12 protein-coding genes, 8 tRNA genes and 1 rRNA gene are annotated in these 16,901 nt (G+C 47.4%); 20 read left to right on the forward strand and 1 reads right to left on the reverse strand.

What is annotated here, in order from left to right; translation table 11 throughout:
- Positions 1-96: ribosomal RNA gene (locus tag ABCW45_RS14275) — 23S ribosomal RNA — on the forward strand; the annotation flags it as partial.
- Positions 97-275: 179 nt separating this feature from the next.
- Here ABCW45_RS14275 and ABCW45_RS14280 read toward each other — a convergent pair.
- Entirely contained in the window at positions 276-863 is a 588-nt protein-coding gene (locus ABCW45_RS14280; protein WP_015553866.1) for an HD domain-containing protein, read from the reverse strand.
- Positions 864-1,296: 433 nt separating this feature from the next.
- On the opposite strand from ABCW45_RS14280, the gene ABCW45_RS14285 reads away from it, so the two are divergent.
- From ABCW45_RS14285 to mscL, 19 genes are all read left to right on the forward strand, one after another.
- Positions 1,297-1,369 (forward strand) — tRNA-Asn (locus tag ABCW45_RS14285).
- 53 nt (positions 1,370-1,422) lie between these two features.
- A tRNA-Glu gene (locus ABCW45_RS14290) sits at positions 1,423-1,494 on the forward strand.
- A gap of 7 nt (positions 1,495-1,501) precedes the next feature.
- Positions 1,502-1,574: transfer RNA gene (locus ABCW45_RS14295), tRNA-Thr, on the forward strand.
- Between the two features lie 17 nt (positions 1,575-1,591).
- Positions 1,592-1,665 (forward strand) — tRNA-Ile (locus tag ABCW45_RS14300).
- A gap of 40 nt (positions 1,666-1,705) precedes the next feature.
- Positions 1,706-1,779, forward strand: a tRNA-Asp gene (locus ABCW45_RS14305).
- 35 nt (positions 1,780-1,814) lie between these two features.
- Positions 1,815-1,887, forward strand: a tRNA-Val gene (locus tag ABCW45_RS14310).
- 37 nt (positions 1,888-1,924) lie between these two features.
- Positions 1,925-2,008, forward strand: a tRNA-Leu gene (locus tag ABCW45_RS14315).
- A 114-nt stretch (positions 2,009-2,122) separates the two neighbouring features.
- Positions 2,123-2,815, forward strand: a complete 693-nt coding sequence (locus ABCW45_RS14320; RefSeq protein WP_015553865.1) for an AzlC family ABC transporter permease — start codon at positions 2,123-2,125, stop codon at positions 2,813-2,815.
- A 143-nt stretch (positions 2,816-2,958) separates the two neighbouring features.
- Positions 2,959-3,282, forward strand: coding sequence for a branched-chain amino acid transporter permease (locus ABCW45_RS14325; RefSeq protein WP_015553864.1), 324 nt, complete (start codon positions 2,959-2,961; stop codon positions 3,280-3,282).
- Between the two features lie 281 nt (positions 3,283-3,563).
- Entirely contained in the window at positions 3,564-4,046 is a 483-nt protein-coding gene (locus tag ABCW45_RS14330; RefSeq protein WP_181968018.1) for a pyridoxamine 5'-phosphate oxidase family protein, read from the forward strand.
- Between the two features lie 119 nt (positions 4,047-4,165).
- Complete coding sequence (locus ABCW45_RS14335; RefSeq protein ID WP_343221052.1) at positions 4,166-5,602, forward strand: M20 family metallopeptidase; 1,437 nt, start codon at positions 4,166-4,168, stop codon at positions 5,600-5,602.
- Between the two features lie 170 nt (positions 5,603-5,772).
- Complete coding sequence (locus tag ABCW45_RS14340) at positions 5,773-7,209, forward strand: M20 family metallopeptidase (RefSeq protein ID WP_343221053.1); 1,437 nt, start codon at positions 5,773-5,775, stop codon at positions 7,207-7,209.
- 299 nt (positions 7,210-7,508) lie between these two features.
- Positions 7,509-9,227 (forward strand): M28 family peptidase, encoded by a 1,719-nt coding sequence (locus ABCW45_RS14345; protein ID WP_343221054.1) that lies wholly within the window; start codon positions 7,509-7,511, stop codon positions 9,225-9,227.
- Positions 9,228-9,278: 51 nt separating this feature from the next.
- On the forward strand, positions 9,279-10,886 hold the full coding sequence (locus ABCW45_RS14350; RefSeq protein WP_181968019.1) for an ABC transporter substrate-binding protein: 1,608 nt from the start codon (positions 9,279-9,281) through the stop codon (positions 10,884-10,886).
- A 177-nt stretch (positions 10,887-11,063) separates the two neighbouring features.
- Positions 11,064-11,137, forward strand: a tRNA-Arg gene (locus ABCW45_RS14355).
- A gap of 113 nt (positions 11,138-11,250) precedes the next feature.
- The gene (locus ABCW45_RS14360; RefSeq protein ID WP_117567023.1) at positions 11,251-11,799 is read left to right on the forward strand and encodes a M48 family metallopeptidase; all 549 of its coding nucleotides are present in this window, start codon (positions 11,251-11,253) and stop codon (positions 11,797-11,799) included.
- 39 nt (positions 11,800-11,838) lie between these two features.
- A complete protein-coding gene (gene recJ, locus ABCW45_RS14365; protein ID WP_117552433.1) occupies positions 11,839-13,560 on the forward strand; it encodes a single-stranded-DNA-specific exonuclease RecJ in 1,722 nt (573 codons plus the stop codon).
- 91 nt (positions 13,561-13,651) lie between these two features.
- The gene (locus ABCW45_RS14370) at positions 13,652-16,306 is read left to right on the forward strand and encodes a cation-translocating P-type ATPase (RefSeq protein ID WP_343221055.1); all 2,655 of its coding nucleotides are present in this window, start codon (positions 13,652-13,654) and stop codon (positions 16,304-16,306) included.
- Positions 16,307-16,427: 121 nt separating this feature from the next.
- Positions 16,428-16,877, forward strand: coding sequence for a large conductance mechanosensitive channel protein MscL (gene mscL, locus ABCW45_RS14375; protein ID WP_343221066.1), 450 nt, complete (start codon positions 16,428-16,430; stop codon positions 16,875-16,877).
- The last annotated feature ends 24 nt before the right edge of the window (positions 16,878-16,901 follow it).

Here is a 16,901-nt window from a genome sequence, read left to right on the forward strand (position 1 = left end):
TAAGACCCCTTGAAGACGACGAGGTAGATAGGGCAGAGGTGGAAGTGCAGTAATGTACGGAGCTGACTGTTACTAATCGGTCGAGGGCTTATCCAGGAAGGTCTGGTTGGTTGATGAAACGGTGAAGATGGATTTCAATATGTGGTTTTGAAGGTATGTGTGAGTAGACCAGGCAGAGATGTCTGGTCTTTTTTTGTAAAGCGCAGATTGACGCAAGAGTCCTCATAGTAGTAGCTTTAAATTGATTTGAAGTGTTATTATGAGGACTCTTTTTATTATTCTTTCACAAAACCTTTCTTGATCGCATCCTGGATCAGATGATCCGTAATTTCGTAGAGACGCTCGGAGCCGAGCTTCGTCTTGCTCTGGCGGCCGTAGACCTGCTTGGAGGTGATCTGGTGCTGCTTCCAGTCATCACCGTTATTGCTGTGATTTAAGAGAAGCGGTTGAAGATTGTCCATGGCATGGGCATATTTGGATTCAGATGTTTCGCAGTCCTCAAACTCGTCGAAGAGAGCGATGAGCTCATTTTTCTGATCCTCCGGTAGGATGGAGAAGATACGCTCTTTAGCAGCGTCTTCGCGGGCCTTTTGGGTCTTGCGACCTTCCTCGTCGTAGGCGAAGGTGTCACCTGCATCAATCTCCACGATATCGTGGATCAGGCACATCAGCATGACCTTTGCGATATCTACGGATTCATTGGAATACTCACGGAGAAGGTAGGACATGATGGCCATATGCCAGGCATGTTCTGCGTCATTTTCCCGGCGGCCATGGCCGGAGAGATGTGTCTGGCGCAGGATATTCTTTTCTTTATCAATCTCAAGTACAAAATCTAACTGTTGTTTTAAACGTTTATCCATGAATGTTTGCCTCCCGATATGTAAATTGACCTATAGGGTGTGTTTTTTGATGAGTCCAGAGGATTGATGAGTTTATCCTACCAATTTATGAGAGAAAAGTACAGCGGTTTTTTAGAATGGGAATTGTAACTGTTCCGTAGATCTGCGCACTTGCTGCGCAGACCGTAAGAAAACATAATCTGGAAGACAAAAATCCCATCGGTGCAGCCGATCTGAAATGGATTTTTGCTTGTAACTATGAAGGTACTGAATAGTTGCTGGAAATTCAAAGCAAGGCATGAACGGGTGAGAATACTGATAAAATAAGGATAAAACATACCGGAAAATAAAGTGTAGAAATTTTTCAAAAAATATAAAAAACGGGTTGACAGATGCGAAAACATATTATATAATAGCACTGTTCTTAAGGAACAGCTAAGAACAAAGGAAATATTCCTCGATAGCTCAGTCGGTAGAGCACGCGGCTGTTAACCGCGCTGTCGTAGGTTCGAGTCCTACTCGGGGAGTTTTTATTTTGCCAGTTTCATGGATATGAGCTTCTGGTACAAATAATGAACGCGGCCCCATGGTCAAGCGGTTAAGACATCGCCCTTTCACGGCGGTAACAGGGGTCCGAATCCCCTTGGGGTCATTGATGTGCCGATGTGGCTCAATTGGCAGAGCAGCTGATTTGTAATCAGCAGGTTATCGGTTCGAGTCCGATCATCGGCTTTTAGTCCTAAACTTATGGACCTTTAGCTCAGTTGGTTAGAGCAACCGGCTCATAACCGGTCGGTCCCGGGTTCAAGTCCCTGAAGGTCCACTCTACCTGGTAAAAGGTTCATACAACTGATAAAATATTTGGCCCGGTGGCTCAGCTGGTTAGAGCGCCGCCCTGTCACGGCGGAGGTCGTGGGTTCGAATCCCATCCGGGTCGTTTCCTTGGAAATAAGGATTATTAATTTCATATCTGGGATCTTAGCTCAGCTGGGAGAGCATCTGCCTTACAAGCAGAGGGTCATAGGTTCGAGCCCTATAGGTCCCATTTGATGGGAAACCATCATCGACATATTTATATGTCTGCCGGTGTGGCGGAATAGGCAGACGCAAGGGACTTAAAATCCCTCGGGGGCAACCCCGTACCGGTTCAAGTCCGGTCACCGGCATGAAAAGAGCTTGTTTTGCAAGCTCTTTTTTTGTTTAACGAAAAACCCGAATTATGGGAGCGTGATGGAGATGAACAGGAGAGATCTCGAAATAATATGGATAGGAGAACAGATATGACATTTCGATATGCGTTGAAACGATCAATTCCGGTAATGGCGGGATATATCGTTCTGGGAATCGGATTTGGAATGCTGCTGGGAGCGAAGGGCTACGGCATCACCTGGGCGCTCGCGATGAGTGTGTTCATTTATGCGGGGTCAATGCAGTATGTGGCAATTGATCTGATAACAGGTGGCGCATCGCTGATCTCAGCGGCGCTTATGACACTGATGGTCAACGCAAGACATTTATTTTATGGAATCTCCATGCTGGAACGATATAAGGACACAAAACCATATAAGCCGTATTTGATCTTTGCGCTTACGGATGAGACGTATTCGCTGGTGTGCAGTGGAGATGTACCGGAGGGGGTCGAGGAGAAGAAATATTTCTTCCTTGTCTCGCTGTTGAACCAGATTTACTGGGTAATTGGAAGCGTGATGGGATCGGTGCTCGGGAGTGTATTGAATATCAATACGGAAGGGATCGATTTCTCGATGACAGCTCTGTTTCTGGTGGTATTTACGGAACAGTGGATGAGCACGAAGGATCACAGAAGCGCCGTTGCAGGTGTTGCTGCATCCGTGATTTGTCTGTTGATCTTTGGGGCATCAGCCTTTCTGATCCCGTCGATGATCTCTATCACGGTGATTTTGACGCTGATGCGTGGGAGTAAGAAAACTGAGAGCAGCCAGACGACGGCATAATTCATGATATTTTCCGAAGGACAGGAAATAGTATGAAAACAGTGCCCAGGTTGCTGCACACGGGTAGGAAATTTTCAAACTGAAAATTCCGTACAATACAGCGGTAGCAGTGGATTTTGCTTGATTTAGGAGGAATAGAGAGGATGGATTTGAGGGCGGTCACACTGATCGCGGTATGCGTTGCAGTAACGATAGTTTTAAGATTTCTTCCGTTTGTGATATTCGGCAGGAAGAAGGAGATCCCCGGATACATTACATATTTATCGGGAGTTCTTCCGTATGCGATCATGGGGATGCTGGTGGTGTACTGCCTGAAAAATGTGAGCTTTTTTGCGGGATCTCATGGAATTCCGGAGATTGCAGCTTCCGCAGTGGTTGTCGGGCTGCATGTATGGAAGAGGAATACACTGCTCAGTATTGCGGCAGGAACTGTACTTTATATGTTTTTGATTCAGGCCGTATTTTAGGATAAGAGGAGAAAGCTCTGGAATTGTGATCATGGGTCATGATCAGTCTGCGGTGGTGCTGGAACTGCAATTTAGTATTCTGAATTGAGGGATAATTTCAGACAGAAGGAACAAGATAACGGTATATTACTTGAGATATTAAAAAAATTATGATATGATAGTCTCATCTTACGGGAAGTCTGGCGGATGGCACTGAATGCGGAATTTCGATGAAAATCCTGAAGGATCGAAATGGAGAATGGCAAAAGTGTAGGATCTTTATGACTGGAATGGAGGTCTGGATGAGACGAAGTGACAGAGAATTGAAGGACATGGCTGATATTGTGGCGATCGCGAAACGGGAGACTGTGTGCACCGTTGCGTTCCACGATGAGTCATGTCCTTATTTAATTCCATTGAATTATGGTGCAGAAGTGGAAGAAGGAAAGCTGGTTCTGTATTTTCACGGAGCGAAGGAAGGGACGAAGATCGATAAGATCAGAGAGAATCCTCAGGTTTCATATTGTATTTACGGGAAAAATAGCCTGAAGATCGATTATGACGCAGCCTGCAAGTCGACGACAAGCTTTGAGAGCATCTGCGGAAACGGAACTGCATATTTCGTGGAAGATCTCACATCGAAGAAAAAAGCTTTGGCGAGCCTCATGAATCAGATGAGTCAGAAGAAGGCATTCGAAGAGAACTCGTTCGCGGAGGCAATGGTGAACGCAGTGACGGTCTGGAAGATCGTAACTGAGAACGTCACCGGAAAAAGACATGAATAACATGAGGGACGGGTGTGTGCACGAACGGAAACCCATGTGGGACAAAGAGGTGAAGAGAGCCGGAAACGTGCCTGTATGGTTCTGATGGATAAGGGAAACATAGAAAGGAGCATATACATATGGGAACAGATTTTAGAAAAGAGATCGGCACGACGATCGATCAGAGACGCGATGAATATACAAAAATCAGTGACGCGATCTGGGGTTTTGCGGAGCCGAGATTTCAGGAGTACGAGTCCACGAAGCTTCAGCAGGAGTTCTTAAAAGCGAGAGGATTTTCCGTCAAGGCAGATCTCGCAGGAGAAGAGACCGCATTTATCGCGGAATGGGGAAGCGGAAAGCCGATCCTCGCATTTTTAGGTGAGTTTGACGCACTTTCCAGCCTTCAGCAGGAGGCAGACTGCACAGAACGTCACCCGATCGAGGGAAAGACAAACGGACATGGCTGTGGTCATCACCTTCTCGGAACAGCGTCGGTAGCGGCTGTTGATGCGTTAAAAACTTATATGGAAGAGAATCACATGAGCGGAACGATCCGTTACTATGGCTGTCCGGCGGAGGAAAATGCGGGTGGAAAGGCATATCTGGTCCGGGATGGATATTTTGATGATTGTGATATCGCGATTACTTGGCATCCATACACAATGAATAAAGTTATGAAGGGCGGATTCCATCTGGCAAACTTCCGGGCATTCTTTACCTTCCACGGAATCTCATCCCATGCGGCGGGGGCGCCGGAGCTTGGACGTTCCGCGCTGGATGCCGTTGAGATCATGGATATCGGTGTGAACTATATGAGAGAGCACATGATCGATGCAGCGAGAGTTCACGGCGCGATCACAAACTCCGGCGGAACCGCTCCGAACGTGATCCCGGCTGAGGCACAGATCCTCTATGCGATCCGTGCACCAAAGGTAACACAGGTCAAGAAGCTTTATGAGCGGATGTGCGATATTGCAAAGGGCGCGGCTCTGATCACAGGCACGACCGTTGATATCAAGCAGGTTGCAGCATATTCCAACCTGATCAATAATGATACACTGGCGGATCTTGTTCAGGAGAATCTGGAGCATGTGGTTCCGATCGGCTATACGGAGGAAGAGCTTGCATATGCAAAGAAATTCCAGGGTGTGATCACAGAGCTGGATAAAGAAGGAATGAAGGATCAGGCGGCAGTGATCGGAGGAAAAGAGCATAAACAGGAGCTCTTAGAGCAGCCGATGTGGGATCTTATTGTCGATAAAAACAGTGCTTACGGCGGTGGCGGCTCCACGGACGTCGGAGATGTCAGCTGGGTCGTTCCGACAGCACAGGTCTATACCAGCTGTTACGCAGCAGGTACAGCGCTTCATTCCTGGCAGGCTGTTGCACAGGGAAAATCTTCGATTGCTCACAAAGGGATGTTGGCGGCAGCGAAGGTTATGGCGTATGTCGGCGCGGAACTTCTTCTGAATCCGGAATTAATTGAGAAGGCAAAGGCAGACTGGAAGGAAGAGCTCGACGGAGAGACATATCCGAATCCGCTTCCGGCAGATTTAAAACCATCGATCTGGTAATAGGATAGATCAGGCAGTCGGAATGAGAACCATCAAGGGCGATGGTTTTCAGAAGACTGCCTAAAAAAATAGGTATAACAAGCTTCTGCTTATGGAAGTGTTGCACATAGTGCCTGTTGATGGAAATGTGTGTGGCAGGAACAAGGATTACACAGGAAGGAGTGGACAGCATGGAAACAAAGAATCAAGATAGAATTTCTGAACTGGTGGAGAAACAGAAGGACACATATACATCTATGGCGGATGAGATCTGGGGATATGCGGAACCTCGTTTTCAGGAATATGAATCTTCGAGGGTACAACAGGAATACCTTGCGTCTCGCGGATTTTCAATCCGGGCTGACCTTGCCGGAGAGAAGACAGCGTTTATTGCCGAGTGGGGAAGCGGAAAGCCGGTCCTCGCATTTCTTGGTGAGTTTGACGCTCTTTCCAGTCTTCAGCAGGAAGCAGACTGCACGGAGCGTCGTCCGATCGCAGGAAAAACAGATGGACATGGCTGTGGCCACCATCTTCTCGGAACGGCCTCTGTGGCGGCTGTCGATGCACTAAAGTCCTATATGGAAGAAAAAGACCTGAAGGGAACGATCCGCTACTATGGCTGTCCGGCGGAGGAGAATGCGGGCGGAAAGGCATATCTGGTCCGGGACGGATATTTCAATGACTGTGATATCGCTATCACCTGGCATCCAAGCACGACGAACAAAACAATGGGAGACGATAAATTCCTTGCCAATTTCCGTGTGTTCTTTACCTTCCATGGAATCTCCTCCCATGCGGCGGGAGCGCCGGAGCTTGGACGTTCTGCGCTGGATGCAGTGGAGATCATGGACATTGGCGTGAATTATATGCGAGAGCATATGATCGACGCAGCGAGAGTTCATGGTGCGATCACAAACACCGGTGGAATTGCCCCGAATGTGATTCCAGCGGAGGCACAGGTACTCTATGCGATCCGCGCACCAAAGGTAACTCAGGTCAAAAAGCTTTATGAGCGGATGTGCGATATCGCGAAGGGCGCGGCGCTGATCACGGGAACGACTGTGGATATTCGTCAGGTTGCCGCTTATTCCAACGTGATCGGAAATGATGTTCTGGAAGAGGTCATGGACAAAAATCTTGACCATTTTATTCCGATCGGATATACGGAAGAGGAGCTGGCGTACGCGGGAAAATTCAAAGAGGTCGTTACGGAGTTAGACAAAGAGGGCTTAAAGGACATGATCGCTCATGTCGTTGAAAAGGACAAGCGGAAGGAAGTCCTGGATATGCCACTGTTGGATTTTAAACTGGACCGGAGCGAATCATATGGCGGTGGTGGCTCTACCGATGTCGGTGATGTGAGCTGGGTGGTTCCGACGGTGCAGACAAATGTGTGCTGCTATGCGGCAGGAACAGCACTTCATTCCTGGCAGGCTGTTGCTCAGGGAAAGGCAAGTATTGCCCATAAGGGCATGCTGACGGCGGCAAAAGTCATGGCATGCACAGGAGCGGATCTTCTGGAAAATCCGGAGCTCATCAAAAAGGCTCATAAGGACTGGTTGGAAGAACTGGACGGAGAGACGTATCCGAATCCGCTTCCACCAGAAGTAAAACCGGGGCTGTGGTAAAAACATAGTCATTTTTTAGATATTTTAGCGTTAGGGAAAAGCTCCAGGAGAATCAGATATGGATTCTCCGGGGGCTTTTTGCATATAGTACAAATTGAATATAATTTCAGTATATTATATCGTATTCGCAAAAATTATATATAATATTCGAATTAAGCATTAGACGATATAAGAATCGACATTGTATAATACGCTTAAATACTGAGGACGAAAATAATTATTTTACAACAAAATAGATAAATGCACAAGAAATGGATCGTGCCCAAATGAATGGGGAAAGAAGAAGGGAAAATTAGAACATGCAGGGTATGAGGCTTTGTTCATCGGAAGGAAATAAGCTTATTGAAAAAATTGATAAAGCCTTAGAAACATCCAGAATCATGAAGGATGTAGAGTGTTTCAGTCACCTGGACCGCTATACAGGTTCTGAGGATGGAGAGAAAGCGGCAGAACGAATCGCAAAACGAATGGAAGAACTGGGAATCCCGGTAGAGCGGGAAATTTATCAGGTATATAGAAGCCTTCCGGGAGAAGCATCCATACGGATCCAAGGGGATTCTTCGGAAGCAATCGTGCCTCTGACTCCGTATGTGTATAGTGGAACAGCGGAAAATCTGGAAGCTGAACTGGTTTTCGACCGGATCAGCGCAACCGGAGGCTGCAGCCAGAAGGAGCAGAGAGCGAGAATGGCAGAATTTGCCGGAAAGATCGTTCTGACATATGAGAACAGCTTTGCGTTTGCATGTGAGGCAAAACGTGCCGGAGTTTTGGGCGTGATCACAATCTGGCATGCGGATCTGGCACACCATGGAACGCTTGGAGGTGTATGGGGAACACCTGAGCCGGAGGATCTGGCTTGTCATTATCCGAGAATTCCGTTTGTGGAAATCACAAAAAGTGCAGGAAAGGAATTGCAGAAAAAACTGGAAGAAGGTCCACTGACGGCATGCCTTAACGTTGAAATGTGTCAGTCAATCGTTTCCAGTACCATGCCGGTAGCACGTATTCAGGGAAGATCGGATAAGTATGTGTTGGTTTCCGGTCATTATGATTCCTGGTATGAGGGGATAACGGATAATGGCGTTGCCAATGCTGCTATGATGGAGATTGCCAGGGTATTTCAAGAAAATCAGGAACATCTGGAGCGGTCTGTAGTGCTTGCCTGGTGGTCCGGTCATTCAGATGCCCGTTATTCCGGATCGACCTGGTATTATGATCACCATTGGGAAGATCTGAAAGAAAATTGTGTGGCCCACATTAATATGGATATTTGCGGCTGTAAAGGTTCGGATGTGGTTGGAATGCGGACATCTATGCTGGAGGGCGAAGCCTTTGACCGAGAGTTTTTAAGGGAGTTTAATGATAAAGAACCGGAGGCACCGACGCCGATGGTACGATTCGCAGATCAGACCTTCTGGGGAGCGGATATTCCGTTTGCTATGATGCCGCAGTTTATAAAACAGGATCATAAAATATTTTCCTGGTGGCATACGAAAGAGGATACCTTTGATAAGGTAGATCCGGAGGTGACACTGCGAGATACAAGAGTCATTGCAAAGTTGACCGCCATTTTCGCTAATTGTGAGAAGCTTCCTGCAGAGATGAGCGGGTTTGTCAGCTTTATGGAAAACGAGCTTCGTTCTATAGAACAGAAGCTTAGTGCGGAATTTGATCTTTCTCCGGTCTGGAGGGCGATCGGCAGCCTGAAGGAAGCGGTTGCAGATCTTGAAAACGCTATGGAGAATCAGAAACATACAGACGATGTCATCATGGAAATAGCGGGAGAATTGGCAAGGATCATGTACACGACATCCAGCCCATACCATCAGGATCCGGCGGTAAAGGGAACGGTGTTTGCCGGACTTGCTATGGCAGAGGGTCTGACAAGGGAAAATACAGAAGCAGATTATTATTTGGCAGTCCAGACAAGATTTGTGCGTCAGAGAAACCGGCTTACAGGACAGATGAACGTAGTTGCGGAGAATTGCCGGAAATGGATCTCTGGATGGGGGAAATAAAGTGAGAAGGAAAAAATTATGTAACAATATAATAACAAGGAGGACATGTGCATGAGAAAAAGGATGTATGGAAAACTGACGGCATTGGCATTGGCCGGGGCTATGGTATTGTCGGGCTGCGGACAGAGTGGGGGAAACTCCGGTACATCGACAGCGGATTCAAAGGCGGAGACATCAGCTTCATCCGGTGCGGAAACATCGTCAGAGAAAAAACCAGAGTCCATTGGACGGACAGACATTATTTCGGCGAATAGCAGCGATATCCGGTCTATGGATCCACAGGTGGGGGTGGATTCACCATCTGCAACGCTGAATTTCCATATTTATAATGGTTTGATCAAAATTGATGATAATCGTGAGCCTGTAGGGGATCTGGCAGAGAGTTTTGAGATTGTGGATGACACAAAGTACAAATTTAAACTGCGGAAAGGCGTAAAGTTTCACAATGGAGATGAACTGAAGGCCAGCGATGTGAAATTCAGTTTAGAGCGTGCCAAGACCATGCCAAAAGCAATGTCTAATGCATCAGCCATTGATCATGTTTCTGTTGACGGGGATTACGAGGTGACGATCCATCTTTCAAATCCGTGTCCAGCATTCCTGTATATCCTTAATGATACCAGTATGAAGATCTTATCAGAGAAGGCAGTAACAGAGGCTGGCGATACATATGGAGAAGCTCCGATCGGAACAGGTCCGTTTATGTTTAAAGAGTGGGTTCCGAATGACCACTGGACGTTGGTCCGGTTTGATGACTACTTTGATGGACCTGCTACAGCCACTTCGATTACAACCCGGATCATTCCGGAAGGAAGTGCTCGTACAATCGCACTGGAAACAGGGGAGATTGATGTGATCTTAGCCGTAGATCCGGTGGATGCTGTCAATATTGAGAACTGTAAAGATCTTGTTCTGGAAAGCTGGCCGGCACCTTCTGTAGAATTTATGGCTATGAACACAACTAAAAAAGGATTGGATGATGTCCGGGTACGTCAGGCGATCAATTATGCCACGAATCGTCAGGAATTCGTAGATACGATTGTAGAAGGTCGCGGCGAAGTAGCCACCTCCGTTGTTGCAAAGACTGTGCCTGGGTGGAATGAGGACGTAAAGCCATATCCTCAGGATCTGGAAAAAGCCAAAGAACTTCTTGCAGAAGCAGGATATGAAAATGGACTGGATCTTAAGATGTACGTATCCGGAGAAGTAAGAAGTCGTGCTGCACAGGTAGTTCAGGCTCAGTTAGCTCAGGTTGGCATTAATGTAGACATCAATGTGTATGAATGGGGAGCATTTCAGGATGCGATCAATGCCGGAGAACATGATCTCCTGATTCTTGGCTGGGTAAATACTACTTGTGATCCGGCATATAGTGTAACTCAGTTATTCCATTCAAGAAACTGTGGAATGAGCGGCAATCGTGCATATCTCAAAGATGATAAGGTAGATGAAATGATCGATGCTGCAGCGGTGGAAACAAATCAAGAAAAACGCCTCCAGATATATAAAGACCTTCAGGTTCGCTTAAATGAGCTCTGTCCGTGGGTACCTCTGTATTACAAATATAGCATGGTAGGAAGAAGATCAGACCTTAAGGGATTCAAATTTAACAAAAATACGTCCTTCCATTATTTGGGAGATTGCTATTACGAGAAGTAAAAAAAGACGGGGCTGTTACGCTTTGGCGTGATGGCCCCAAAGCTTTTTTGCGGCTTATGATATTGGTGTAAGGGAAAAGAAAAAAAATTTAAAAAATTTAAAAAGTGTTGACAAAGAAGAAAATATATAGTAGAATATTCTTCGTTGAGTGACAGACATCTGAAACTCAGAGAGCGTGCGTCAGTAGCTCAGCTGGATAGAGCATACGGCTACGGACCGTAGTGTCGGGAGTTCGAATCTTCTCTGGCGCGCTGATTAAGGCATCTGCAATTGCAGATGCCTTTTTTCGATTTCATGGGAACTTTTGATGGAACTTTCTGTGAAACTTGTGCAGTGAAAAAGGAAGAAGCTTCTGGAGGAAATCATGAAAAGAAGAACGGAACATTTTACATATGAGCTGCTCCGGTCCAGGCGCCGTTCCATGTCTTTGAAGGTGGAGCTTGACGGAACGATTACGGTGCGTGCTCCTTTCCGGACACCGCCGGAGACTGCGGATTGGTTTGTGGAGAGTCATCGGGATTGGATCGAGGTGAGGCTCCGTGCCGGAGAACAGATCCTTGCAGTGCGTCCGTCCTACACAGAAACGGAACGTCTTGAAGGAAAAAAACGAGCGGAAAACGTGTTAAAAGAACGATGCTGTTATTACGCAGGGCTCATGGGCGTTTCCTATGGATCGATCACGGTCCGGGAGCAAAAGACGCGCTGGGGGAGCTGCAGTGCAAAGGGAAACCTGAATTTTAATTGGAAGCTGGTTCTGATGCCGGAGGAGATTCTGGACTATGTTGTGGTCCATGAGCTTGCCCATCGGCTCCAGATGAACCATAGCACGGAATTCTGGGATGAAGTGGAGAAGATTCTGCCGGATTATCGAAAACGGCGGCAATGGCTGAAGGAAAATGGCCAGAAGTATTGAACGTGCCGGAATGAGGAAGTGCAAAGAGGGAGAGAAACGATGCAGAAAAAGAAAGAAATCTGGATGCTTCAGACAAAACGGGCAGATTTTAACGGGCTTGCGATGCGTCTGGGGGTGAGTCCGGTGGCTGTTCGGATCATGCGAAACCGAGGTCTTTTGGATGAACGTGAGATGAGAAAGTATCTTTACGGGACACTGGATGATCTTTATGATCCGCGACAGATGAAGGGAATGGAGACCGCTGCGGGGATCATTGAAAAGAAGTTGATAGAAGGGAAAAAAATCCGGATCATCGGCGACTACGATATTGATGGTGTTTGTTCAACATATATTCTTCTCAAGGGCTTTCACCGTGCTGCCGGAAATGGGCAGATTGATTATGAGATACCGGACCGGATCCGGGATGGCTACGGGATCAATGAATCCATCATCCGTCAGGCAGCAGAGGACGGGATCGATACACTTGTGACCTGTGATAATGGAATCGCGGCATTAAAGGAGATCAGCATCGCAAAGCAGCTTGGCATGACGGTTGTGGTGACCGATCATCATGAAGTACCGGTAGATGCTTATGGACAGATTCTGCCGCCGGCAGATGCAGTGGTTGATCCGAAGCAGGACGGGGAGACGTATCCGTACCATGAAATTTGCGGTGCGGTCGTAGCATGGAAGCTTATAAACGTGATCTATGAGGATCTTGGAATTCCGGAGCATGAGTGGATGGAGCTTCTGGAGTTTGCGGCCATTGCGACCGTGGGAGATGTCATGAAGCTGCAGGATGAAAACCGTCTGATCGTCAAATATGGACTGAAAAAGATCGGTTCGACGAAGAACACCGGTCTCAGAATGCTTGTAGAGAAAAATAATCTGGATATAAACAATCTGAGCGCATATCACATTGGTTTTGTGATCGGACCGTGCTTAAATGCAGGTGGACGGTTGAAAAGTGCGAAGGTTGCGCTCCGGATGTTGTTAGAACAGGATCCGGACCGGGTCAGTGGGCTGGCGGATGAATTAAAGGAACTCAATGATGTGAGAAAGGATATGACAGCAAAGGGAGAAACAGAGGCTATCGAACAGGTAGAACGGTTCTATATGTCGGATAAGGTGCTGGTGGTGTTCTTGCCGGAGTGCCATGAATCACTTGCCGGGATCATAGCCGGAAGACTCCGGGAGCATTTCCATAAGCCATCCTTTGTGCTGACGAGAGGCGAGCAGAGTGCGAAGGGATCCGGACGTTCCATAGAGGCATACCATATGTACCAGGGGCTTTGCGAGGTGTCGGATCTGCTGGTGAAATTTGGCGGTCATCCAATGGCAGCGGGACTTTCCATTGAGGAAAGTGATATTGATGAGTTCCGGAGAAGACTGAATGAAAATGCAAAGCTTACGGAAGATGATTTCGTTCCGCAGATCTGGATCGATGTTCCGATGCCGTTTGAGTATGTGAATGAAAAAATCGTGGATGAGCTCAAAGGTCTGGAACCATTCGGGCAGGGAAATGAAAAACCGTTGTTTGCCCAGAAAAGTCTGACGATTCGAAATGTACGTGTTCTTGGAAAAAATCGAAATGTCGTGAAAATGAATCTGGTGACGAACACTGGACATCCGTTCGATGGTCTGCTGTTTGCAGATGGAGATCGTTTTTTGGAAGAGCAGACAGGGCAGAATACGATCGACATGATCTATTATCCGGATGTAAATGAATATAATGGGACACGTACCTTGCAGGCGATCATAAAAAATTATAAATTTCGTTGATCGGTCAGTCGAAGAATGGGAATGCAGGCATGATTTCCTCTCCATCCTCATAAACTTGCTTTGAGCAAAAGAGGATGGAGAGAATTTTTTTATGGAAAAGCCGGGGGATTTTGAACGGTGCTCTGTTTTTGAGACAAAAATGCTGCTGGGATCGTCGGATGACGGGGGATTGAGTGGGAAGGAAGCGACAAAGCGGCTTCGGGAGTATGGGCGGAACGAGCTGGAGGAGAAAAGTCCTCCGTCTGTGGCAGAACGGATGCTTTCGCAATTGATGGATCCGCTGATCTATGTACTTTTGGCGGCAGGAGGAATTTCTGTATTTCTTGGAGAACGAGGAGATGCGGTGATCATTGCAGCAGTTGTGCTGCTCAATGCAACGGTTGGTGTGATTCAGGAGGGAAAGGCCCAGAAAGCGCTGGAGTCATTAAAAAAGCTGACAACAAGGAAGGCGCTTGTCCGGCGGGACGGAAAGCTTTTGGAGATGGACGCGGCGGAGCTGGTGCCGGGCGACAGGGTGCTTTTAAATGCCGGGCAGCAGGTACCGGCGGATCTCCGACTGATCCGTTCGGAAAATATGAAGGTACAGGAGGCATCACTTACCGGAGAGTCTGTACCGGTGGAAAAGGATGCGCAGTATGTGGCTTCGACCGGAACACCTCTCGGTGATCGAAAAAATATGGCATATATGTCAACCTTTGTGACTGCCGGACGCGGTGAAGGGATTGTTACAGATACCGGGATGCAAACTGAGATCGGACGAATCGCGAAAATGATCCATGAAACACCGGAAGAGATTACACCGCTTCAGAAACGGTTGGGAGAGTTGGGAACATTTCTTAGTATTCTGGCTGTGGGTCTCTGTACGATCCTTTTTCTGGCGGCAGTCTGGCAGAAGCGGGATGTTGGGGAGATGTTTCTGACAGCGATCTCTTTGGCTGTGGCAGCAGTTCCGGAAGGACTTCCGGCTGTGGTGACGATCGTCCTTGCGCTTTCTGTTTCGAGGATGGCGAAGGTACATACGATCGTGAGACGTCTTCCTTCTGTGGAAACTCTTGGAGCGGTTAATGTGGTTTGCTCGGACAAAACGGGGACATTGACAAAAAATCAGATGACGGTGCGGAATCTGGATGGGGACAGAGAGTGGCTTTTACGAACATTTTTACTCTGCAATGATGCAAGATGGGGAAAGCACGGAATCATCGGAGATCCTACAGAAGCAGCTTTTCTTTTATATGCGGATAAAAATGCAAGGAATGGGGAAAAACAGTCCGAACAGATCCGGGATGCGTGGAAAAGAATTGCGGAGCGTCCGTTTGACTCGGAGAGAAAGTGTATGACAACGGTGCATCAAAACGGAATGCGGACAGTTTCGTTCACGAAAGGTGCACCGGACATAATCCTTGAAAATTGCACCTCCTACCGAGACGAAATGGGAGTTCATCCGATGGGAGTATCGAAACGAACATGGTACATGAGGTGGGCAGAAAAAATGTCTGCGTCCGGTGGGCGTGTTCTTGGGGCGGCGGTAAAGGAGGGAAAGGATCTTTCCGAGAAGGGAATGACCTTTCTGGGAATGGCAGTGCTTGAGGACCCGGTCCGTCCGGAGGTTTCCGGAACAGTGGAAGAATTCCGCCATGCAGGTGTTACGACCGTCATGATTACAGGGGATCATAAGGATACGGCACTTGCGACCGCAAGAACGCTTAAGATCGCGGATTCTCCCTCTCAGTGCATGACAGGGTCAGAGTTGGATTGCCTGGGCGATGGGGAGCTTGCTGATAAGATTTTGGAGATCCGGGTATTTGCACGAGTTTCTCCGGATCATAAGGTACGGATCGTCCGGGCATTGAAAAAAAACGGCGGAATCGTGGCGATGACCGGGGATGGAGTTAATGATGCCCCATCTTTAAAAGCGGCGGATGTCGGGATCGCGATGGGAATGAGCGGAACGGATGTGGCAAAGCAGGCAGCAGATATAGTATTGACAGATGACAATTTTGCAACGATCCGGGAAGCTGTCCGGGAAGGAAGAGAGATCTATGCCAATATTAAAAAGACAGTCATTTTTCTTTTATCATCGAATTTTGGTGAGATCATGACCATGTTTTTTGCGATCCTTTTTTCCTTTCCGGCACCTCTTAAGGCAAGTCATATCCTGTGGATCAATTTGATCACGGATTCGTTGCCGGCTCTGGCCCTGGGGACAGATGTATGTGACGGGAGAGAACTGATGAAAGAAAAACCGAGAAAGCAAGGAGAGAGCCTGTTTGCGCATGGCGGCGGAGTCTGTACGTTGTTTTACGGTTTCCTGATCGCATTGATCAGTCTGACCGCGTTTCTGATCGTTCCTGCAAAGCTTCTTGTAAGCAGCGGACGGCAGCTGACCCCGGCAGCGGTGGCGGACGTCTTACAGTCTCCAAAGCTTCTTGCATGCTGCCAGACATACGCATTTACGGTTCTTGGATTGTCACAGCTTTTTCATGCGATCGGAATGCGTGATGTGGAAAAATCTGTATTTCGGATGGATCATGGAGGGAACCCTCTGATGATCGCTGCAGTATTCATTGGATTTGCTCTGCAGCTTATGGTGACGGAACAGCCGGCTCTGGTTGCGGCATTTCAGACGGTGCGTTTGAATGCCGGGGAATGGAAAACTTTGCTCGTGCTTGCGGCCATGCCGCTGTTCGCCCATGAGATGTTTATTTTCCTGACACATATATTCAACCCGTCTAAAACGGCGGAATGATAAAAAAACAGGCACAGAGATAAAAAAACGGTCTCCGGGTATTCCCAACAGAGAAAAAAATTGGTAAAATAATGGTGAAATCTGCGGAAAACGAATATCAGGAGGTCTTTCAATGAAAAAGATACTGAAAGAATTCCGTGAATTTGCCGTACAGGGCAATATGATCGACATGGCAGTCGGCATGATCATCGGTGCTGCATTTAAGGATCTTGTAAACTCCTTAGTCAGTGATATGGTGATGCCTGTGATCGGACGTTTCACGGGCAAGTTGGATTTCAGCAATATGTTTATTTCGCTGAACGGAGAACATTACGCGACTTTAGCTGAGGCACAGGCAGCGGCAGCTCCGACCGTAAACTACGGTCTGTTTATCACAGAGATCATCAACTTTGTTATTATGGCGTTTGTGATCTTTATGGTGGTAAAACAACTGAACCGGGCTAAAAAAATATTCGATAAACCGGCGGCTCCGGCAGCAGCTACGGAAAAAGAATGCCCGTACTGCAAAACGAAAATCAATATTCATGCGACACGCTGTCCGCATTGTACATCGGTTCTGGAAGATCAGTAGTCTTTTTCAGACGGTAACAGGCAG

The sequence above is a fragment of the Pilosibacter fragilis genome (assembly GCF_032490495.1).
GTDB classification, from domain to species: domain Bacteria; phylum Bacillota; class Clostridia; order Lachnospirales; family Lachnospiraceae; genus Pilosibacter; species Pilosibacter fragilis.

What these genes read in the sequence shown, in the direction of transcription:
- ABCW45_RS14280 (WP_015553866.1), bottom strand. Translation starts at nt 863, where the DNA reads ATGGATAAACGTTTAAAACAACAGTTAGATTTTGTACTTGAGATTGAT.
- ABCW45_RS14320 (WP_015553865.1), top strand. Translation starts at nt 2,123, where the DNA reads ATGACATTTCGATATGCGTTGAAACGATCAATTCCGGTAATGGCGGGA.
- ABCW45_RS14325 (WP_015553864.1), top strand. Translation starts at nt 2,959, where the DNA reads ATGGATTTGAGGGCGGTCACACTGATCGCGGTATGCGTTGCAGTAACG.
- ABCW45_RS14330 (WP_181968018.1), top strand. Translation starts at nt 3,564, where the DNA reads ATGAGACGAAGTGACAGAGAATTGAAGGACATGGCTGATATTGTGGCG.
- ABCW45_RS14335 (WP_343221052.1), top strand. Translation starts at nt 4,166, where the DNA reads ATGGGAACAGATTTTAGAAAAGAGATCGGCACGACGATCGATCAGAGA.
- ABCW45_RS14340 (WP_343221053.1), top strand. Translation starts at nt 5,773, where the DNA reads ATGGAAACAAAGAATCAAGATAGAATTTCTGAACTGGTGGAGAAACAG.
- ABCW45_RS14345 (WP_343221054.1), top strand. Translation starts at nt 7,509, where the DNA reads ATGCAGGGTATGAGGCTTTGTTCATCGGAAGGAAATAAGCTTATTGAA.
- ABCW45_RS14350 (WP_181968019.1), top strand. Translation starts at nt 9,279, where the DNA reads ATGAGAAAAAGGATGTATGGAAAACTGACGGCATTGGCATTGGCCGGG.
- ABCW45_RS14360 (WP_117567023.1), top strand. Translation starts at nt 11,251, where the DNA reads ATGAAAAGAAGAACGGAACATTTTACATATGAGCTGCTCCGGTCCAGG.
- recJ (WP_117552433.1), top strand. Translation starts at nt 11,839, where the DNA reads ATGCAGAAAAAGAAAGAAATCTGGATGCTTCAGACAAAACGGGCAGAT.
- ABCW45_RS14370 (WP_343221055.1), top strand. Translation starts at nt 13,652, where the DNA reads ATGGAAAAGCCGGGGGATTTTGAACGGTGCTCTGTTTTTGAGACAAAA.